This window comes from Streptomyces sp. NBRC 110035, from assembly GCF_000829695.1.
Lineage (GTDB): Bacteria > Actinomycetota > Actinomycetes > Streptomycetales > Streptomycetaceae > Streptomyces.
Genome location: NZ_BBNN01000023.1, coordinates 193,735 through 214,094, shown reverse-complemented (window position 1 = coordinate 214,094; position 20,360 = coordinate 193,735). Strand labels below are relative to the sequence as shown.

Below are 20,360 nucleotides of genomic sequence, written 5' to 3'. Positions count from 1 at the left end.
CACGGAGGAGGCATCGGTGGCGGGCGAGTCCCCCGACAGGTCGAAGCAGCGCGAGTCGTCGGAAGGAGCGACGCCGGGGAGCACGGGTCCGGTTCCCGAAGCCAGGAACGAGGGGGGCTCCGCCGGGAAGCGGGACCCCCGGCTGGGGGTGCCCCGGGACGCTTCGCCGGATTCATCCACGTCGTCGGAGTCCGCGGGGGAGCGCGGGGGCGTGGACACGGCCACCCGGGTGCTTTCGGTGCGTGACGCGCAGACCGACGACGAGGAGGCCGGGGACTCCACCGGGGCCGCTGACTCCGTCGAGGCCGGGGACTCCACCGGGGCCGCTGACTCCGTCGAGGCCGGGGACGGGACGTCCGGCCGACGTGCCGATTCCGCTGCGGACGGCGAGGGGGATCCGCTGGATGCCGTCGTCGCGGCGTGGGTACGGTCGGCGGACGAGGTGGAGCGGGAGGAGAGCCGCGAGGACACCACGGGCGTCCAGGAGACCGAGGACGCCGACGACGGCGACACGGGCGCCAAGAGCGGCCCGAAGGACGGCAGGGACGGCAGCGCGAGCCGGGACGAGGGCTCCAGCGGGGCTTCCCGGGGCGGTTCTGCCGACGATGCCGGCGCGGCCGACGTGCCCGAGAGGTCCGACGTGCCCGAGAGGTCCGACGAGCCCGGCGGTTCCGGCGCGGAGGACGAGCCGGAGCCCGCCGCCGGGGCCGGGGCCGAGGCGGAGCCGGAGGCTGACGCCGGCACAGGCCCCGTCGCCGACACCGCCCCGGACGCCACCGAGGACGCCCCCCGGGCCACCGCCGACGCCTCTCCCGAGGACGACGCCACCCCCACCCCCACCCCCACGGCCGCGGACGGCAGCGGCAGCGGCAGCAACACGGACGCGGCCTCCGAGCCGAAGTCCGGGCCCAGGGCCGACGCCAAGTCCGAGGCCACCCCCGAGCCGGGCACGGACCAGGCCGACGGCACCGGCACGGACGACGACGACCGCGACGGCGACGCCGAGCACCCCACCGATCAGCCCACTGCCGTCTTCAAGGCCCCGCGCCCCTCCGCGTCCGCCGTCGACCAGCCCACCACCATGCTCAAGCTGGGCGACGCGGCCAAGGACACCGGCACAGCCGACGGGGCCGCGGCCGAGGGCAAGGCCGAACCCGGGTCGGACCCCACGTCCGACCCCCGGCGGACCGGCACGTTCGTGCCGCTCAAGGACCTGGACGATCCCGAGACCCGTAAGCCCTCGAAGCGTCCGAAGGACGGGGACTCCGCCACCACCGCGCTGCGGTTGCCGCCTTCGGCCCAGGCACGGTCCTCCGCACCGTCCGCGCCCCCGGCCGAGGGCACCCGTTCCGTCCCGCAGGTCGGGCCGGAGCTGACGCGGCAGCAGCCGCTGCCGCCCAAGCCGCCGCTGGATCTGCTGGCCGAGCTGACCAACACCCCGCCGCCGCCGGACACGCCGCTGCGCACGACCGTGCGGCGGGTCAAGATCTGGACGCCGCTGGTCGCGCTTCTGGTGATCGTCTTCGCGGTCGTACAGAACATGCGGGCGCTCCCCACCCCCACACTCGAACTGACCGCCGAGGACAGCTACACCTTCGACGGCGGCAAGGCCGACATCCCGTGGCCGGCCGACGGGCAGGCCGCTCTGGACGTGCAGGGCATCGGTACCTTCGGCTCCTCCGGTGAGCAGAAGCCCGTGCCGATCGCCAGTGTCGCCAAGGTGATGACCACGTATCTGATCCTGCGCGAGCACCCGCTCAAGAGCGGCGCCGAGGGTCCGGCGATCGAGATCGACGACCTCGCGGAGGAGCAGTCCGACGCCGGGCAGGAGTCGACCGTGAACGTGACCGCCGGTGACGAGATCTCGCAGCGGGAGGCCCTGGAGGCGGTGCTGATCGCGTCCGCGAACAACGTGGCACGGCTGCTCGCCCGCTGGGACGCGGAGTCCGAGGAGGCGTTCGTCGAGAAGATGAACAAGACCGCCGAGGACCTCGGCATGACCAACACGACGTACACGGACCCCTCGGGTCTGAACAACACCACGGTGAGCACGGCAGTGGACCAGGTGAAGCTGGCCAGGGCCGCGATGAAGCAGCCCGCCTTCCGCGAGATCGCCGCGATGATGTCGTACGACGACTACAAGGGTGTCAACCACCCCAACTGGAACCAGCTGGTGGGGTCCAACGGCGTCGTCGGCATCAAGACCGGAACCACCACCTCGGCGCTCGGCAACCTCGTCTTCGCCGCGAAGAAGGACGTCGACGGCGAGATCCGGACCATCGTCGGTGCCGTGGTGCGCCAGCCCGCGGGCGGCGCCGACAACACGATCCTGGCCGGGGCGCTCTCCGCGGGCGACCAGTTGATCCGGGCGGCGCAGGACGTACTGGAGTCGACGACGGTGCTGAAGAAGGACAGCGTCGTCGGGTACGTGGACGACGGACTGGGCGGCCGGACGCCCGTCGTCCTCACCGAGGACCTCAAGGCCGCCGGCTGGCCGGGGCTGAAGGTGAAGCTGACGTTCGCCGGGGCAGAGGTGCCGCACCAGGCGAAGGCCGGTACGGAGGTGGGCTCGCTCACCGTGGGCGACGGCACGGACAGCGGCGCCGTCGAGGTCCCGGTCGCTCTCCAGGAGGACCTCGTGGAACCGGGCTTCACGGACAAGCTGACCCGCGTGGCCTGACCGACGACGCTCGACGACGAACGGTGGGCACCGCACCCCGCCGGCCGGTGCCCACCGTGGGCGACGGTCGGCGGGGTGCGTGCTAGCGTCACGAAACGGGCGGGTCGCCGGTGACCGCACCGCCACCGTGCCCGGACCACGCACCACGCACCACGACGACGCGCTACGACGACGCGCACACGAAGACGCGAGACGAAGACGCGAGACGAAGACGCCATACGGGGAGTGCCTTCAGGTGGCCACTGCGGAGCCGACACGCGCCGACGACGCCGATCCGGGCCCGGAGTCCGGCCCGCGAATACCCTTGCCGGAAGCCGACGACCGGCCGCCGGGCGCCCTCGCTCCCTCCCGCGCCTCCCGGCCCGGGGCCGCCGTTCTGGCCGTGCGTGCCGGGATGCTGCGGTATCCGGTGCTGTCCGTCACCGCGCTCGCCGGTGCGCTGCACGTCGTCTGGTTCTTCACGTTCGCGAACAGCGGTGGTGACCTCGCGGCGCAGGACGCCTGGGCCGAGTTCGTCGGCCGGCACCCCGACTCCGCGTACAACATGGCCTGGTACGGCGGGATGCACGCGGTGTCGTACAGCGTGGTGTCGCCGTATCTGATGTCGGTCCTCGGCGTGCGGACGACGATGATGCTCGCGGGGACGCTGTCGGCCGGGCTGCTGACGATGCTGCTGATCCGCAGCCGGGTGGTGCGCAATCCGCTGTGGGCCGCGCTCGCGGGCGTGTTCGGGCTGCTGGGCAACGCGGCTTCGGGGCGGGTGACGTTCGGGCTGGGCGTGCTGTTCGGGCTGGCCGCGGTCGCCGTCGTGTTCTGCTGGCCGTACCGCTGGCGCTACAAGCGCTGGGCGAAGGCCCTGTGCGCGGCGCCGCTGGCGGCGCTGGCCACGATGTCCTCGCCGGTCGCGGGCCTGTTCGTGGGGCTGGTGGCGGTGGCGCTGTTCCTGCAGAAGCGGCGGCCGGGGGCGTGGGCGCTGGGGCTGGGGCCGACCGCGGTGGTGGCGGTGTCGGCCTGGCTGTTCCCGTTCTCGGGGACGCAGCCGATGGGGTTCGGTTCGGTGCTCCTGCCGCTGGTGTTCTCGGTCCTGGTGTACGTCCTGGTGCCCCGGGAGTGGATCACGGTCCGGATCACGGCCGCGGTGTACGGGCTGGGTGTGGTGCTGGTCTGGCTGGTGAGTTCGCAGATCGGTTCCAACATCACGCGGCTGGCGATGCTGTTCGCCGGGGTGGCACTGGTGGCGGCGTTGCCGTTCGCCGTGCCGCGGAGCCGCACGTGGTACGCGATCGTCGTGGCGTTCGTCGGGTTCGTCGGGTGGATCGGCTTCAAGTCGGTCGACGACGTGGTGCACACGACGCCGACCGCGTCCTGGGCTCGGGAGCTCGCGCCGCTGGTGAACGAGCTCCAGGAGGTCGGTGCCGACAAGGGGCGGGTGGAGGTCGTCCCGGCGCGTTCGCACCGCGAGGCCTCGGCGCTCGCCCCGTACGTCAATCTGGCGCGGGGCTGGAACCGGCAGGCCGACATGGAGCGCAACCCGCTCTTCTACGACGACACCCTCAACTCGGCGAACTATCACGAGTGGCTGAAGCGCTGGGCGGTGCACTTCGTGGTGCTGCCGAAGGACGAACCGGACGGTGACGGCAGCAAGCGGGAGCGGGAACTGGTGCAGCGGGGGCTGCCGTATCTCCAGCAGATCTGGGGCGACGCCAACTGGCAGTTGTTCGCGGTGCAGGATCCCTCCTCGCTGGCCGAGCCGAACGCGGTCGTGGAGCGGGCCAGCCAGGGCGAGATGACGATGCGGGTCGAGAAGGCGGGCCGGGTCGTCGTGCGCATCCCGTACTCGCCGTGGCTGAGCATCGTCGACGCGGACGGCAACAAACTGGAGGGGCCGCAGGAGACGGAGGAGTCCAGGAACCGTTCCGACGGCGAGGTCGACGGCGACGCGGACGGGGACGGGGACGGGGACGGCCGGCCGAAGACGTACGACAACCTCAACGGCTGCCTGATGGAGACCGAAGAGGACGAGAACGGCGACAAGTGGACCGTGCTGCTCGCGCCGGAGCCGGGCACGTACCGGCTGGCGGCGCCGTACGGCGTGCCGCGGGGCACGCCGTGCCCGGAGGAGCTGCGCTGACCGGAGGAGTTGCGCCGACCGGCTGACACGGAGGCCCCCGCCCCACCCGCGCATTCGACACCATGAACTCCGGTCACCAGCGTGAACATTTTTGCGCGCTCTTGACCCTCCCCTCGCTTGTCATGATCACGTCTACACACGCACGATGAGCGGGCACTTCGCACCCTGCCGCAGAAGCGCCCCGGCCCCACCACAGACCTACCCTGCTCGGGCGAAGTGCCAACCAGCTGAGTGGAGTTCACAAGGCGGACCCTGGAAGGGGGGACATGAACAGTCTCGACTGGGCGGTGCTCATCGGCTACTTCGCGGTGATGGTCGCCATCGGTGTCTGGTCGCACAAGCGGGTGGGCGACGTCAGCGACTTCTTCACGGCCGGGGGAAAGATGCCCTGGTGGCTCTCGGGCATCTCCCACCACATGTCGGGCTACAGCGCGGTGATGTTCACCGGCTACGCCGGCATCGCGTACACGTACGGCGTGACGTCCTTCGTCACCTGGTCCTTCCCCATCGCCCTCGGTATCGCCATCGGGTCGAAGCTGTTCGCCCCGCGGATCAACCGGCTGCGCTCCCGGCTCCATGTGGCGTCCCCGCTGGAGTACCTCAAGAACCGTTACGACCTGAAGACCCAGCAGGCGCTGGCCTGGTCCGGCATGCTGCTGAAGATCGTGGACGTGGGCGCGAAGTGGGCGGCGATCGCCACGCTGCTGGCGGTGTTCACCGGGGTCTCACTCAACGAGGGCATCCTCATCACCGGTGTGGTCACGGCGATCTACTGCACCATCGGCGGCCTGTGGGCGGACGCGCTGACGGAGTTGGGCCAGTTCATCATCCAACTGCTCGCCGGTCTTGCCATGTTCTTCGCGGTGGTGGTCGAACTCGGCGACCACGGGGGCTTCTTCGGCGTGTGGGACGAGCCCGAGCTCCAGGGCCACGCGGAGCCGCTGGTCGGGCCGTACGGGACGATCTTCCTGCTGGCGTTCCTGTTCATCAAGCTCTTCGAGTACAACGGCGGCATGCTCAACCAGGCGCAGCGGTACATGGCCACGGCCACCCCCCGCGAGGCGGAGCGCTCGGCGCGGCTCTCGGCGGTGCTGTGGCTGGTCTGGCCGCTGGTGCTGTTCTTCCCGATGTGGATGTCGCCGCTGCTGGTGGAGTCCCAGAAGGCGGACGGCTCCGACTCGTACGCGCTGATGACCGAACAGCTGCTGCCGCACGGTCTGCTGGGCCTGGTCATCGTCGGCTTCTTCTCCCACACGATGGCGATGTGCTCCTCGGACGCCAACGCCATCGCGGCGGTGTTCACCCGGGACGTCGCCCCGGTGCTGTCGGCGAGGGCGCGGCGCTGGAACGACCGGTCGGGGCTGCTCGCGGCCCGGGTGACGACCGTGGTCTTCCTCGGTCTGTCCATGGCGGTGGCGACACAGGTCGACTCGCCCACGTTCAAGGACATCATCACCGTGGTCATCAAATGGGTGGCCGGCCTGATGGGCCCGATCGCCATCCCGATGATGCTGGGTCTGCTGCGGCCGTTCCGCCGCTCGGGCCCGACCGCGGCGCTCACCAGCTGGTCCATGGGCCTGCTGGCCTTCTGGCTGGTCAACTACCCCGTCAACTGGGCCGTCGAGGGAGGCGTGCCCCTGGAGTACCAGGTCTCGATCCCGCTCGCCGTCTCCCTGATCCTGTACGTCCTGACCGGCTACGCGAAGCCGGAGGACACCCCGGAACGGCTGGCGGTCATCGAGCGCATCAACACCGACGGCGACGACGGCTCCGCCGCGGCGGCGGTGCCGGCGCGGTCCGGAGCCCCGGACGTGGCACCCGCCCGGACGACGGACTAGGACCGCCCCGCACGGGCCACGGGCATCCGGGAAGCCACCGGCGTCCGAGGGGGACGGGAGTCACCCGGTCAGGGAGCCTCCCGTCCCCCTCGGATAGCGCGCCATCCAGGCCGGGGACGACCCGCCGGGCCCGTGCAGGGCGGGGCCCTGGGTCATCTCCATGGCGAAGTCGTCGGCGAGTTCCAGCAGCGTGGGACGGCCCTCCAGTTCGGCCAGCCAGGCCGGCGGGAGGGCCGTTTCGCCGTAGAGGGCCCCCAGCAGCCCGCCGGTCAGCGCACCGGCCGCCGCGCTCGGCCCGTCCTGGTTGACGGCGAGGCACAGCCCGTGCCGTACGTCCTCCCCCACCAGCGCGCAGTACACGGCGACGGCGACCAGTCCCTCGGCGGCCCCGGCCCCGCTCAGCCGGGACACCCGCTCCGGTGTGGGCATCCCCTGCCGCACGGCACCCAGCGCCTGCTGCAGGGCGTCCGACACGGGCTGGTGCCCCGGCCGGGCGGCCAGCAGCGCGAGGGCCCGCTGCACCGCCGTGTCGGGGCTCTCGCCGCGGGCCAGCCCGTGCACGATCACCGCGTACGCGCCGGCCGCGAGGCAGGCGGTCGGATGACCGTGGGTCTGCGCCGCGCACTCCACGGCGAGCTGGGCGACGAGCTGCGGCTCCCAGCCGACGAGCAGCCCGAAGGGCGCCGACCGGGCCGCCGCCTCGGGGCCCGCCTCACGGGGGTTCTTGGGCGCCTCGGGCGTGCCCATCCTCTCGTCCCCGAGCCCGATCAGCAGCGCGCGGGCCGGGTCGCGTCGGGCGTAGAGCCACTCCTCGCGGGCGAGCCACCCGTCCTCCTCGCGGCGCTCGTCGGGCCCCCAGTCCCGCTGGGTGGTGGCCCAGCGCAGATACGCGCGGTGCAGATCGGTCGGCGGGTGCCAGGCACCGGTGTCGCGCCGGACCTGGGCGCGGATCAGGCCGTCCACGGAGAACAGGGTCATCTGGGTGAGATGGGTGACGGCGCCGCGCCGGCCGTGGGCGGGGGCGAGCCCGGTGATGCCGGCGGCACCGTGCGCCTGACGGATCGCGTCGACGTCCCGGCCGTCCACGGGCGCGCCCAGCGCGTCCCCGAGGGCCACCCCGAGCAGTGTCCCGCGCACCCGGCTGCGGAAGTCCTGCTGCTCGCGGCGCCCCCACACGGGTCCGCCAGTCGCGTCCACCCAGACCTCCCGGACCCCGTGCGTACGTGCGACGCCAAGCACTGTATGCGAACAGGGGCGGTCGAATCAGGGTCGAACCAGGGTCGGTTCACGGCACGGAGAGGGAGGGGAGCGGTGACCGGAGTGACCGGCCTGACCCCACCTGGTCATCCATGCCCGGCCTCGTCCGGACGGCGCGGGACTTCGTCGTGCCGCGTCCGCGCCCCCTCGCACGACGGGCCCGGCGCTTCCTCGCGGCCGGCGGCGCGTGGTGCGCGAGGGGGCGGCCGGCGGACCGGAACGGCCTGGGCGGCGGCGACCCGGGCGTTCGTCTTCAGCGGGGCGGTCCTGCTGGCCGACCAGTTGCCGGGGCTTCCGGCAGGAAAGCCGACACCGGCTGAAGGCCCGCAGTGCCGTCCCCCTGTTCCGTCCCCGTCCGGCACGCGTCCGCGCCGGCAGTGAGGAGCGGCTGGACGCAACAGCGACCGGTCAGGGCATTTCCGATGCCGTAACGGGCCCCGTGGCTGATGAGGACACCGATTTCCCACCCGGCGACGGCCCCGGCAGCGGCGTCTCCGTCACCCTCACCGCCAAAACCCTGCGGGCGATTCGCGAGCGGGTCGGCCGGCGGGGCGTCTCGGCGTATCCGGAAAGGGCGGCTCAGCGGCAGATCGAACGGGATCAACTGGATGAGCCGATCGCGGCTTTCGAGGAAGTACACGGGCCCGCGGACCCTGAGGCCGTGGCGGCCAAGCGCGCCCGGCTCGCGGGTGAGGGCTCCGGGACGGAGACCGCCGCGTGAGCGGTGCTCTGGTGCTGGACAGCGAGGGGCCGGGAAAGGCCGTACAACGGGACCGGGAGGTGCACGAGTGGCTGTCGGCCGCCCGTGACGCCGATCTGCCCGTGGTCACCTCCGCCGTGGCGCCGGTCGAGGTGACCCATCCGAAGATCAACGATGCGGCGCTGCGGTGGACGCTCTCACGGGTGCGCGTGGAGCCGGTTGCCCAGGCGCCGGCCCAGTCCGCCGCCGCTCTGCAGTATCACGGCCGGGTGACCATCCTGACCTCCGGCGTGGAGGACATCGGCCTGCTCGCCGCCGGGCATCCACGTGTGGTGGCCGAGAAGGTCTGACCTCACACGGCTACTCGACGACCCGCACCGGTGTCCCCGCCGTTCCGAAGGCCCACAGGGCCTCGCCGTCGGTCTTGGCCACGCGGATGCCGCCGGTCCGGCGGCCTTCGGCGGGCGGGGGCGAGGAGCCGTCGACGGCGTTGGAGAAGGCGATGGAGACGCCGGACTTCGCGGCGAAGTAGACGATGTGCTCGACCTCCACGCCGTCGCTGCCGGTGGTGGCCCCGGTACGGGTGCCGATCGTGTACGTACCGGGGTCGGGGTCGACCGTGCCCGGCCAGACCTCGAAGGAGCGGCGCGGGGCGTCGCTGGCGTCGACCAGCCACACCTGCCGCGCGTCGAGGGAGTAGACGATGCGGCGGCCGGTGCCGGAATCCGCCGGAACCGCCTCCGCCCCGGGCTCCTTCTCCTCCGGCTTCTCCTTGTCCCCGGAACCGGCCGACGGCTTCGCGTCCGGGTCCGCCGCCGGTGTGCTCGGGCGGCTCGTGGACGCGGTGGGCTTCGTCCCCTGGTCCGCCTGGACGCTCAGGACCGCCACTACGGCTATCGCCCCCGTGGTCAGCCCGGTCACCCAGGCCCACGAAGGAAGACGGGCAGGCACCGGTACGCATCTCCTAGGTCGGGCGGAGTTCCGACCCCCTGGCGCCAGGGGCACCAGGGGTCAGATCATCCTACTGCCCGGCCTGCCCGGCTCGGTTTCTCCCTCGGCCCCTCGGTCCAGCACCGGCAGCAGTTCCGGCAGGTGGCCGTCCGACGCCTCGGCCGCCCGCTGCCGTTCCTCCGGGACCTCGCCGTACAGGGTGGTGCGGGGCCTGGCCGGGCGGCCCGCCGCCTCCGCCACCGCGATCAGGTCCCTGACCGACTTGTACGAGCCGTAGGAGGAGCCCGCCATACGGGAGATGGTCTCCTCCATCAGCGTGCCGCCCAGGTCGTTGGCGCCGGAGCGGAGCATCTCCGCCGCACCCTCCGCGCCCAGTTTGACCCAGCTGGTCTGGATGTTGGGGATGTACGGGTGGAGGAGGAGACGGGCCATCGCCGTGACCGCGCGGTTGTCGCGGACCGTCGGGCCGGGTCGGGCGATGCCGGCCAGGTAGACGGGGGCGTTGGTGTGAATGAAGGGGAGGGTGACGAACTCCGTGAAACCGCCGGTGCGTTGCTGGATGCCGGCGAGGGTGCGCAGGTGCCCGAGCCAGTGGCGGGGCTGGTCCACGTGGCCGTACATCATCGTGGACGAGGAGCGGATGCCCAGCTCGTGGGCCGTTTCGATGACCTCGGTCCAGGTGGCCGCCGGCAGCTTGCCCTTGGTCAGGACCCAGCGGACCTCGTCGTCGAGGATCTCCGCCGCCGTGCCGGGGACGGTGTCCAGGCCGGCCTCCTTGGCGGCGGTCAGCCATTCGCGGACCGACAGGCCGGTGCGGGTGGCGCCGTTGACCACCTCCATCGGGGAGAAGGCGTGCACGTGCATGCCGGGGACGCGTTCCTTCACCGCCTTCGCGATGTCGAAGTACGCCGTGCCGGGCAGGTCGGGGTGGATGCCGCCCTGCATGCAGACCTCCACCGCGCCCACCTCCCAGGCCTGTTGGGCGCGGTCGGCCACCTGGTCCAGGGAGAGCGTGTACGCGTCGGCGTCCGTGCGGCGTTGCGCGAAGGCGCAGAAACGGCAGCCCGTGTAACAGACGTTGGTGAAGTTGATGTTGCGGGTGACGATGTAGGTGACGTCGTCGCCGACCGCCGACTTCCGTACGTCGTCCGCGATCCGGCACAGGGCGTCCAGCGCCGGGCCGTCGGCGTGCAGCAGGGCGAGGGCCTCGTCGTCGGTGAGCCGGGTCGGGTCGCCGGCCGCCGTGGCGAGGGCCTGGCGTACGTCGGTGTCGATGCGCTCGGGCCGCATCCCGGGGGCGGCGGCCTCGCGCAGGGCGCCCCAGTCGCCGTACACCTCGTCGAAGTCGTCACGGCGGTCGCCGGTGCGGCCCTCGGTGTCGATGGTGCGGTGCAGGTCGGTGCGGCCGGTGGCGGTGAACGCCTCGTCCGGCTCCTGCCAGGGCAGCCCCTCGGGGAGGACGCCGGAGCGCGCCAGGCCCGTGGCCGGGTCGGCGAGCGCCGCCACGTGCGGGCGCAGCCGCGGGTCCAGCCAGGGCTCGCCGCGCCGGACGAACTCCGGGTAGACGCAGAGACGTTCCCTCAGTTCGAAGCCGGCCGCGCGGGACCTCTCGGCGAGTTCGTCGATCTGCGGCCAGGGGCGTTCGGGGTTCACGTGGTCGATGGTGAGCGGGGAGACGCCGCCCCAGTCGTCGATGCCCGCGGCGATCAGCCGCTCGTACGCGGAGTCCACCAGGTTGGGCGGGGCCTGGATGCAGGCGCCGGGGCCGAGGACGTGCCGGGCGACGGCGACCGCGGCGATCAGGGCGTCGAGTTCCGCGTCCGGCATGCCGCGCATCGCGGTGTCCGGCTTGGCGCGGAAGTTCTGGATGATCAGTTCCTGGATGCCGTGATGGGCCCGGGAGACCTTCCGCAGCGCGAAGAGCGACTCGGCGCGCTCCTCGTACGTCTCGCCGATGCCGACGAGGATGCCCGAGGTGAAGGGGACCGAGGAGCGGCCGGCGTCCTCCAGGACGCGCAGGCGGACGGCGGGTTCCTTGTCCGGGGAGCCGTGGTGCGGACCGCCGGGCTCGGACCACAGGCGGGTCGCGGTGGTCTCCAGCATCATGCCCATGGACGGCGCGACCGGCTTGAGGCGCTGGAAGTCGGTCCAGGTCAGCACGCCCGGGTTGAGGTGCGGGAGGAGGCCCGTCTCCTCCAGGATGCGCACGGAGACGGCGCGGACGTACGCGATCGTGTCGTCGTAGCCGTGCGCGTCGAGCCACTCGCGCGCCTCGGGCCAGCGGTCCTCGGGCTTGTCGCCGAGGGTGATCAGGGCTTCCTTGCAGCCGGCGGCCGCTCCCCTGCGGGCGACGTCGAGCACCTCGTCCGGCGACATGAACATCCCGTGCCCGGCGCGGCGCAGCTTGCCGGGCACGGTGACGAACGTGCAGTAGTGGCACGTGTCCCGGCACAGCCGGGTCAGCGGGATGAAGACGCTCTTCGAGTACGTGATCACTCCGGGCCGGCCCGCGGCCAGGAGGCCCGCGTCCCGGACCCGGGCGGCCGAGGCGGACAGGTCCTCCAAGTGCTCACCGCGCGCCTGGAGCAGGACGGCCGCCTCGGCGACGTCGAGTGACACCCCGTCCCTCGCCCGTCTGAGGGCGCGCCGCATGGAGTTCTCGGTCGGGCCGGTTCCGGAGGTCGCGGATGCCGATGTCGTCATTCCTCGAGGATACGTTCGGGGTGATCAGGGCATGGAGGGCCGGACCGGGCGCCGGGTGGGCACCGGGTGGGCACCCCGCCGGAAGGTGCCCGCCGGGCGCCGTCACCGGGCGTCGGTGACGTACGGCTGGTACGCGTCCAGCGCCCGCAGCACCCCCGCCTCCGGCTCCGGCGGCAGCTGCACCACGACCTCGTCGATCCCCAGGTCGGCGTAGTGGGCGAGCTTCCCCGGGCTGGGGTGGACCGCGTACGGGACGACCTGGAGGGCGCCGGGGTCGCGGCCGGCGTCGGCCCAGGCGGTGCGCAGCGCGGGCAGGGACTCGGACAGGCCGCGCCCGCCGATCGGCAGCCAGCCGTCGGCGTACGCGCAGATGTGTGTGAACAGTTTCGGGCCTGCCGCCCCGCCGACCAGGGTGCGCGGCCCGACGACCGGGCCCCGCGGCTTCCGGACCGGCTTGGGGTACGCGAAGCTGGCCCGGACACCGCCGAACTCACCTTCGTACGCGGTCGGTTCCTCCGACCACAGGGCCTGCATCAGGCCCATCCGGTCCCGGACCAGTTCGCGCCGGGTACGCCAGTGCACGCCGTGGTCGGCGGCCTCCTCGACGTTCCAGCCGAAGCCGACTCCGAGGGTGAACCGGCCGGCGGAGAGGTGGTCGAGGGTCGCGACCTGCTTGGCCAGACCGATCGGGTCGTGCTGCGCGACGAGTGTGATGCCGGTGCCGATGCCGAGCCGCTCGGTGACGGCCGCGGCCTGCCCGAGCGCGACGAACGGGTCCAGGGTGCGGGTGTACTCCGGGGGCAGTTCGGTACCCACCGGGTACGGGGTGGTCCGTTCGACGGGGATGTGCGTGTGCTCGGGCAGGTACAGCCCGGCGTACCCGCGCTGCTCCAGCTCACGGGCGAGCCGGGTGGGGGTGATCGTCTCGTCGGTGAGGAAGATCGTGACGGCGATGCGCATGGGCGGCCTTTCGTACGCGGACGACGGGGTCATCAATACCCGGGCCGTGCCCGTCTGTCCATACCGACCGGTCGGAACAGACTCCGGGGGCGAAGGACCGGACGAAGGGCGAACACCGGGCGGCGGACCACTCCCTGGCACCGCGCCCGCGCCCGCGCCGGGTCGCGGCCCGCGGCGGCGGGAGGCGGCGACGGGCGCGCCGCCGGGTGTCCTGGCCGCGTTCCCCCGCCCCGCCCTCCCGGGCCGCACCGGGGCCTGTGGCGAAAGGGGCGGCGCCGTCCGGAGGGCGGCCGCGCGAGGTCATGGGGCCCCTGCTCGATCGGAGCCGAGAGCTTGGGGGAGCGGGCTCCCGGCGCACCGTCCGTGCAGCACGTGTGCGCACGTGTGCGCAGAAGGTGTGAGGACCTTGTGGACCGTGCGCGCGCCCGTGTGATCGCCGTCTCGCACGACTGCCGCATCCGTCACGAACAAGGCAGACTGGCGTGGTTGTTGAGGATGCATAGGGGGACTGCATGGACGGTGCACCGCGCGTGCCGGAGCAGCGGCGTCCCGGCTCGCCGGCGGAGCCACCGGCGCCGCAGGAGCCGCAGGAGCCGCAGGAGCCGCAGGCGCCGCAGGAGCCGCAGGAGCCGCAGGCGCCGCAGGAGCCGCAGGAGTCACCGGAGTCTTCGAAGCCGCCCGCTCCGTCGGCGTCACCGGTACCGCCGGTGCTGCGTTTCAGTGTGCTCGGTCCGGTGCGCGCCTGGCGTGACGGGGAGCCCGTCGGCACCGGCAGCCCGCAGCAACGTGCTCTGTTCGCCGCCCTGTTGCTCCGCGGCGGGCGGACGGCGACGGCAGCCGAACTGATCGACGCCCTGTGGGGCGAAAAGCCCCCCTCGCAGGCCCTGGCCGCGGTCCGTACGTACGCGTCCCGGCTGCGGAAGGCGCTGGGGCCCGGTGTTCTGGTCAGTGAGTCCGGCGGGTACGCGGTGCGCGGGACGGGCGAGGGCGCACTGGACGCCGGGGTGGCGCAGGGGCTGGCCGCCGACGCCGAGCAGGCGAAGAACACCGGGGACCTGTGCGCGGCCCGTACGCTCCTGGACCGCGCCCTCGCGCTGTGGGACGGCGAGACACTGGCGGGCGTACCGGGCCCGTACGCACAGGCGCAGCGGGTGCGCCTGGAGGAGTGGCGGCTCCAGCTCTCGGAGACGCGGCTGGACATGGACCTGGAGCGGGGCTGCCACGCGGAGGTCGTCTCGGAACTGACGGCGCTCACGGCGGCGCACCCGCTGCGCGAACGGCTGCGCGAGCTGCTGATGCTGGCGCTGTACCGCAGCGGCCGCCAGGCGGAGGCGCTGGCGGTGTACGCGGACACCCGCCGGCTGCTCGCCGACGAACTCGGCGTGGACCCGCGCCCCGGCCTCCAGGAACTCCAGCGGCGCATCCTCCGGGCGGACCCCCAGCTGGCGGAGCCCTCCTCCCCCGCGCCGGCCGAACCGGCCGCCTCCCCCGTCCGGCCCGCCCAACTTCCCGCGACCGTGCCCGACTTCACCGGCCGCTCGTCCTTCGTACGCGAACTCGGCGCGATCCTCGCCTCGGCCGAGGGCCGGGTGATGGCGGTGTCCGCGCTGGCCGGGATAGGCGGCGTCGGCAAGACGACGCTCGCCGTGCACGTCGCCCACCGGGCGCGGGCCGTCTTCCCCGACGGCCAGCTGTACGTCGACCTCCAGGGCGCGGGCTCCCGGGCGGCCGAGCCGGAGACGGTCCTCGGCGCCTTCCTGCGCGCCCTCGGCACCCCGGAGGCGGCCGTGCCGGACGCGCTGGAGGAGCGGGCGGCGCTGTACCGCTCCGCGCTGGACGGCCGCAGGGTGCTGGTGCTGCTGGACAACGCGCGCGACGCGGCCCAGGTGCGTCCCCTGCTGCCGGGCACGGAGGGCTGCGCGGCCCTGGTGACGTCCCGGGTGCGGATGGTCGACCTGGCCGGCGCCCACCTGGTCGACCTGGACGTGATGTCCCCGGACGAGGCGCTGGCCCTGTTCACGAGGATCGTGGGTGAGGAGCGGGTCGCGTCGGAGCGTGAGGCCGCGCTGGACGTCGTCGCGGCGTGCGGGTTCCTCCCGCTGGCCATCCGCATCGCGGCCTCCCGTCTCGCGGCCCGCCGCACCTGGACCGTGTCCGTGCTGGCGGCCAAGCTCGCCGACGAACGCCGGCGCCTGGACGAGCTGCAGGCGGGCGACCTCGCGGTGAAGGCCACCTTCGAACTCGGCTACGGCCAGCTGGAACCCGCCCAGGCCCGCGCCTTCCGGCTGCTCGGCCTGGCCGGTGGCCCCGACATCTCGCTGGCGGCGGCCGCGGCCGTCCTGGACCTCCCGGCCGAGGACACGGAGGACCTGCTGGAGTCCCTGGTGGACACCTCCCTGCTGGAGTCCGCCGCGCCCGGCCGCTACCGCCTGCACGACCTGGTCCGTCTCTACGCGCGTTCCTGCGCCGAACGCGACGAGCGGCCCCCGGGCGAACGCGCCGCGGCCCTGTCCCGCCTGCTGGACTTCTACCTGGCGACGGCGGCGGGCGTGTACGCGATCGAGCGGCCGGGGGACCGGCTGGTCGACCACCTGGCCGCCACCGACCACCCCGGACTGTGTTTCACCGACCGCGAGGCGGCGCGGGACTGGCTCTACACCGAGGCGAACTGCCTGCTGTCCTTCGCCCGCCAGTGCGCCGGCCTGCCGGACACGCTGCGCCGGAGCATCGACCTGCTGTGGGCCGCCGTGGACCTGTCGGAGTCGGGGGCCAACTCCAAGGAGTACGAGGCCACCGCGCGCACCCTCCTCGACGCCGCCCGGAAGGTCGGTGTCGCGCGGGTGGAGGCACGGGCGCTGATGACGCTGGCGCACGCGCACCTCGACGGCGGCCGGTTCGACCTGGCCGACGAGGAGGCCGAGCAGGTCGTCCGGCTGGCACGGCGGGCCGACGACCTGCTGCCCGTGTGCTGGGCCCACAACGCCCGTGGCGTGATCGCCCTCTACCAGGGCCGCACCGAGGCCGGCGAGGAGCATCTGACCCACGCCATCGCGCACTTCCGGACGCTGCGCGACCGCCCCGGTGAGGCGAGCGCGCTCTGCAACCTCTCGCGGGTCCGGCTCGCCGCGGGCAGCACCGGCAGCGCCGTGGCGCTCGCCCAGGAGGGCATGGAGATCTACGACGCCATGGGCAACTCCCTGCGCGGCGCGAACGGCCGCTACGCCCTCGGCATGGCCCTCACCCAGAGCCACCGGCTCGTCGACGCGGCCGACCGGCTCCTGGAGGCGCTGGAGGTCTTCCGCGACAGCCGGCAGCGGCTGTGGGAGGGCATGACCCTGTTCCGCCTGGCGGAGGTCGACCTCGCCGGGCAGCGGTACGCCCAGGGCGCGGCCAACGCCGAGCTGGCGCTGACGGTGCTGCGCGGCATCGGCGGCGAGTGGCGTCGCGGCAACGTCCTGACGGTCCTGGGCCACGCCCTCACCGGCGTCGGCCACATGGGCCGCGCCCGCGTCTGCTGGGAGGAGGCGGTCCGCATCTACGAGACGCTCGGGTCGCCGGAGGCGACAACGGTACGGGCCCTGCTGACGCCGGTGGAGGCGGTCTGAGGGCGGCGCGGCGGGGGCCGCGGGGTGTGCCGGCGCCCGTCGTCGGGGCGTTCATCGTTCGTTTATCGCCGGACGGGATGGTGGACCCAGTCGATCCGTCGCGTCGGGGGGCAGGCGGGTCGTCAGGAGAGGCCGCAGCACCGGTCCACCAGGGCCGAGCGGCCGGAACGGCCCGTCCGGTCACCCTCGGGGGAGTGCCCGGACGGGCCGGACGACAGGAACACCACACAGGGGAGCAGGAAGAACCATGAGCGACGAGCAGGTCGTCAAGCCGCAGGGCGACATCCACGCCACCTCGGAGCCGCTCGACACCAAGGCCGAGGGCGGCAGGAGCAAGGACGGCGGCGCCACCACCCAGGGCGACATCCACGCCACGGACGAGCCGCTGGAGACCAAGGACATCCACGCCACGTCGGAGCCCTTCAAGCCGACCCGGTAGGCGGACCGCACAGCACACACAGCACGGGGAAACGGATGGGCCGCGACGGCGCGGAGGGGGAGCCGTCGCGGCCCGTCCGTCTGCCCGGAACCAGCAGGCGGGCCGGGCCGGCCCCGGCTCCCCCCCTCAGCCCGCTCCCCGGCGCCTCCCGGACCCGTCGCGTGGCGGGGCGGGGAACACAGCCGTTCGCGGCACCGCACACGGGGGTACGGGCGCCCGGACCGTCACCCGTCCGTGAACGCCGGGCGACGGCGGTCTCCCGCCACGCGGAGCGGCCGACGGGCGGGCGGGACGTCCGGGGCACGGCGCCGACCGTCTTCGCCGGCCCTCCGTCCGTGCTTCCGGGCCTCCGGACTCCCGGGCCCCGGAGCCCGTACCGGAGACGACCGCCGGGCGCTCCCGCGCAGGGGTGGCCTGCCGCCCCGGATCGCGGGCAGCAGGTGGCGGCCGTGGCCGGGTGTCCGACGGGTCCCGCACGCCGGGGCGTGACCCGGGCGACCACCGCGCGCCCGCCCCCCGGCGGCCGTCACGTCGTCCGTGCCGTCCCCGTTCCCTTCTCCGCGTCCAGGGCGTAGACGCAACGGTCCTTGCTGCAGGCGTAGACGACACCGTCCCGGACCACCGGGGAACCGGTGATCTCGCCGCCGGTCGCGAGTTTCCATCTCAGCCGGCCGTCGTCGGCCTTCAGGGTGTACAGGAGATGGTCGGTGGAGCCGAAGTGGATCCGGCCCTCGGCGACCGCGGGGGCGCCCACGATGTCGCCGCCGGACTGGAAGCGCCACTTGGGCGTGCCGGTGACGGCGTCCAGGGTGTAGAGGCCCTTGCCGCTGCCGACGTGGACGTGCCCGGCGGCGACCAGGACCGGCTCCACGGAGGAGCGGGCCTCGGTGGCGATGCGCCAGCGGTCACGGCCGTCGGTGGCGTCGAGGGCGTAGACCGTACCGAGGTAGTCGGCGAGGTACACACCGCCGCCGGCGACGGCCGGGCCGGGGACGAAGGCGGGCGGTGAGAGAAAGACCGCGGGGGCCTCGAAGTGCCAGCGGACGCGCCCGCCGACGATGTCCAGGGCCAGGACGCGGGTGCCCGCGCAGACGTACACGTGCCCGTCGGGCGCGGGCGCGAGGCGGACCGGGACGCCGCCGCAGGAGGCGGCGTCGCCGATGGGGTACGACCAGCGCTCGTCGCCCGTGCGCGCGTCCAGGGCGCGCAGGCGGGCGTCCTGCCAGACGTAGACCGTGCCGTCGTGGACGGCGGGGCCGGCCTCCGGGGACTCGAAGTCGGTCTGGCAGCCGGTGACCTCCCACAGCTTCTGGCCGGTGGACGCCTCCCAGCCCTGCACGCCGCCGCCGCGGGTGCCGGTGACGACGGTGCCGCGGTCGGCCTGGAGCGAGTACACCCAGGCGTCCGTGGACAGTCGCCACAGGTCGCCGCCCTCGCGTGCGTCCAGGGCGAACAGGGTGGGTCCGTCGGAGGCGTGGATCCGGCCGTCGGCGACCGCCATCGACCAGGCGACGTCCCGGGTCTTGAACCGGCGGCGGCCGGTGGCCACGTCGAGGGCGTGCACCTCGAAGGAGGTGACGTAGACGAGGTCACCGGCGACGGACGGGGTGCCCCAGACGTCGTTGGACATCCTGAAGCGCCACGGCCGCCAGCCGTTCGGCTGCTCCGGCGCCCCGGCGGGCATCCCGGCCGGGGTGGGGTCGGCGCCGTTGACGCCGGGTCGTGGCTTGGACCAGGAGGCGGCGAGGGCGGCCTCCGGCGGGGGCGCCTTGACGGCGGCGGCGCGGGTGTCGGCGACGCGCGGGCCGGGGCCGATGGGCACGGCGGCGCCGGCCAGCAGGACCGGGCCCGGGTCGGGGGCGACGCCGGCCGGCACCGGTGGCCGGGGCGGGGGCGGCGGGATGACGGGGTCGACCGGGGGCGGGGGCGGTACCGCGGGCCGGCCGCCGCCGGCGCTGCGGCCCGGTCCGGGGGCGGGACGGACGGGCGGGCGGCCGCCCCGGCGTCCCTCGATCAGGCTCACCGCCCGCTCGGGCAGCCACGCGGAGGCCGTACCGCTGTCGTCGGAGCCGGAGCCGAACAGGTGCGGGGCGAGCTGGGACTGGAGGTCGGCGGGGCTGGGCCGGGCCGGGGCCTCCATCTGCATGCAGGATTCGATCAGCGGGCGCAGCTCGTCCGGGAGGCCGTCCAGGTCCGGGCCCTCACGCAGCAGCATGAAGACCGTCTCGACCGGGTTCGCGCCGTGGAACGGGGCGTGTCCGGTGGCCGCGAAGACCAGGGTGGATCCGAGGGAGAACACATCGCTCGCGCCGGTGACGCTGCGGGAGTCCTTGGCCTGCTCGGGAGACATGTAGGCGGGGGTGCCGACGGCGACGTTCGTCATCGTCAGGCGGGTGTTCGACACACCGGAGGCGATCCCGAAGTCGATCACCCGCGGGCCGTCCTCGACGACGAGGACGTTCGACGGCTTGAGGTCGCGGTGGACGAGCCCGGCGCCGTGGATCGAGTGCAGCGCCTCCGCCACTCCGGCCGCCAGCCAGCGCACCGCCTGGGCCGGCATCGGCCCGCACTCGTTCACTATTTCCTCGAGGGAGGGCGCGGGGACGTACGCGGTGGCCAGCCACGGCACGGCGGCGCGCGGATCGGCGTCCACCACGGCCGCGGTGTAGAAACCGGAGACGGCCCGGGCCGCCTCCACCTCGCGGGTGAAGCGGACGCGGAACAACTGGTCCTCGGCCAGCTCGGTGCGGACCGTCTTGATCGCCACGCGCCGGCCGGACGCCGACCGTGCGAGATAGACCAGCCCCATGCCGCCGGCACCCAGCCGTCCCAGCACCTCGAACGGCCCGATACGCCGCGGATCGTGCTGCGTCAGCTGATCCACCACTTTGCCTGCCACCTCCCCGTACGAATCGCGCCACCACCTGTGCGCGACCGAAGTGCAGCGTCTCACCACCGCAGCCCCGTGGCGGCACGCACCCCGATTCTTCCTGTCCGGGGCCCTGGTTGCGAACCCGGCGACATAGGGGGTGTCTGGTGTCATATGCAGAACATATGGGGCGTACAGGGGGCGGGGTGGGTGGTCGAGGGGCGGCC

General features: G+C 73.5%; 12 protein-coding genes. 7 read left to right on the top strand and 5 right to left on the bottom strand.

From position 1 onward, the window contains the following. Positions 1-16: 16 nt before the first annotated feature. The 3 genes from TU30_RS13845 (at position 17) to TU30_RS13835 (ending at position 6,649) form a co-directional block, all read left to right on the top strand. A complete protein-coding gene (locus TU30_RS13845) occupies positions 17-2,680 on the top strand; it encodes a D-alanyl-D-alanine carboxypeptidase (RefSeq protein ID WP_042169202.1) in 2,664 nt (887 codons plus the stop codon). A 235-nt stretch (positions 2,681-2,915) separates the two neighbouring features. Beyond that, on the top strand, positions 2,916-4,811 hold the full coding sequence (locus tag TU30_RS13840) for an MFS transporter (protein ID WP_042169200.1): 1,896 nt from the start codon (positions 2,916-2,918) through the stop codon (positions 4,809-4,811). A gap of 266 nt (positions 4,812-5,077) precedes the next feature. Beyond that, entirely contained in the window at positions 5,078-6,649 is a 1,572-nt protein-coding gene (locus tag TU30_RS13835; RefSeq protein WP_042169198.1) for a sodium:solute symporter family protein, read from the top strand. A 60-nt stretch (positions 6,650-6,709) separates the two neighbouring features. On the opposite strand, the gene TU30_RS13830 is transcribed toward TU30_RS13835, so the two are convergent. After that, a complete protein-coding gene (locus tag TU30_RS13830) occupies positions 6,710-7,846 on the bottom strand; it encodes an ADP-ribosylglycohydrolase family protein (RefSeq protein WP_042169195.1) in 1,137 nt (378 codons plus the stop codon). A gap of 499 nt (positions 7,847-8,345) precedes the next feature. On the opposite strand from TU30_RS13830, the gene TU30_RS13825 reads away from it, so the two are divergent. Together TU30_RS13825 and TU30_RS13820 are read left to right on the top strand one after the other, a co-directional pair. Continuing rightward, a complete protein-coding gene (locus TU30_RS13825; protein ID WP_042169192.1) occupies positions 8,346-8,627 on the top strand; it encodes a hypothetical protein in 282 nt (93 codons plus the stop codon). Next, positions 8,624-8,956, top strand: coding sequence for a hypothetical protein (locus TU30_RS13820; RefSeq protein ID WP_042169189.1), 333 nt, complete (start codon positions 8,624-8,626; stop codon positions 8,954-8,956). Before TU30_RS13825 ends, TU30_RS13820 begins: the two co-directional genes overlap by 4 nt. A gap of 10 nt (positions 8,957-8,966) precedes the next feature. On the opposite strand, the gene TU30_RS13815 is transcribed toward TU30_RS13820, so the two are convergent. The 3 genes from TU30_RS13815 to TU30_RS13805 all read right to left on the bottom strand — a co-directional run bounded on the left by TU30_RS13815 (position 8,967) and on the right by TU30_RS13805 (position 13,220). Continuing rightward, a complete protein-coding gene (locus tag TU30_RS13815) occupies positions 8,967-9,557 on the bottom strand; it encodes a hypothetical protein (protein WP_078878276.1) in 591 nt (196 codons plus the stop codon). A 60-nt stretch (positions 9,558-9,617) separates the two neighbouring features. Continuing rightward, positions 9,618-12,260 (bottom strand): bifunctional FO biosynthesis protein CofGH, encoded by a 2,643-nt coding sequence (locus tag TU30_RS13810; protein WP_042169183.1) that lies wholly within the window; start codon positions 12,258-12,260, stop codon positions 9,618-9,620. A 102-nt stretch (positions 12,261-12,362) separates the two neighbouring features. After that, positions 12,363-13,220: a TIGR03619 family F420-dependent LLM class oxidoreductase gene (locus TU30_RS13805; protein ID WP_042169179.1), complete on the bottom strand. Its 858-nt coding sequence runs from the start codon at positions 13,218-13,220 to the stop codon at positions 12,363-12,365. 512 nt (positions 13,221-13,732) lie between these two features. Between TU30_RS13805 and TU30_RS13800 the strand changes: the two genes are divergently transcribed. Next, on the top strand, positions 13,733-16,825 hold the full coding sequence (locus tag TU30_RS13800; protein WP_078878275.1) for an AfsR/SARP family transcriptional regulator: 3,093 nt from the start codon (positions 13,733-13,735) through the stop codon (positions 16,823-16,825). 247 nt (positions 16,826-17,072) lie between these two features. Beyond that, complete coding sequence (locus tag TU30_RS13795; RefSeq protein ID WP_042169177.1) at positions 17,073-17,264, top strand: hypothetical protein; 192 nt, start codon at positions 17,073-17,075, stop codon at positions 17,262-17,264. Between the two features lie 526 nt (positions 17,265-17,790). Here the strand turns inward: TU30_RS13795 and TU30_RS13790 are convergent. After that, entirely contained in the window at positions 17,791-20,151 is a 2,361-nt protein-coding gene (locus TU30_RS13790) for a PQQ-binding-like beta-propeller repeat protein (RefSeq protein ID WP_042169174.1), read from the bottom strand. Between the last annotated feature and the right edge of the window lie 209 nt (positions 20,152-20,360).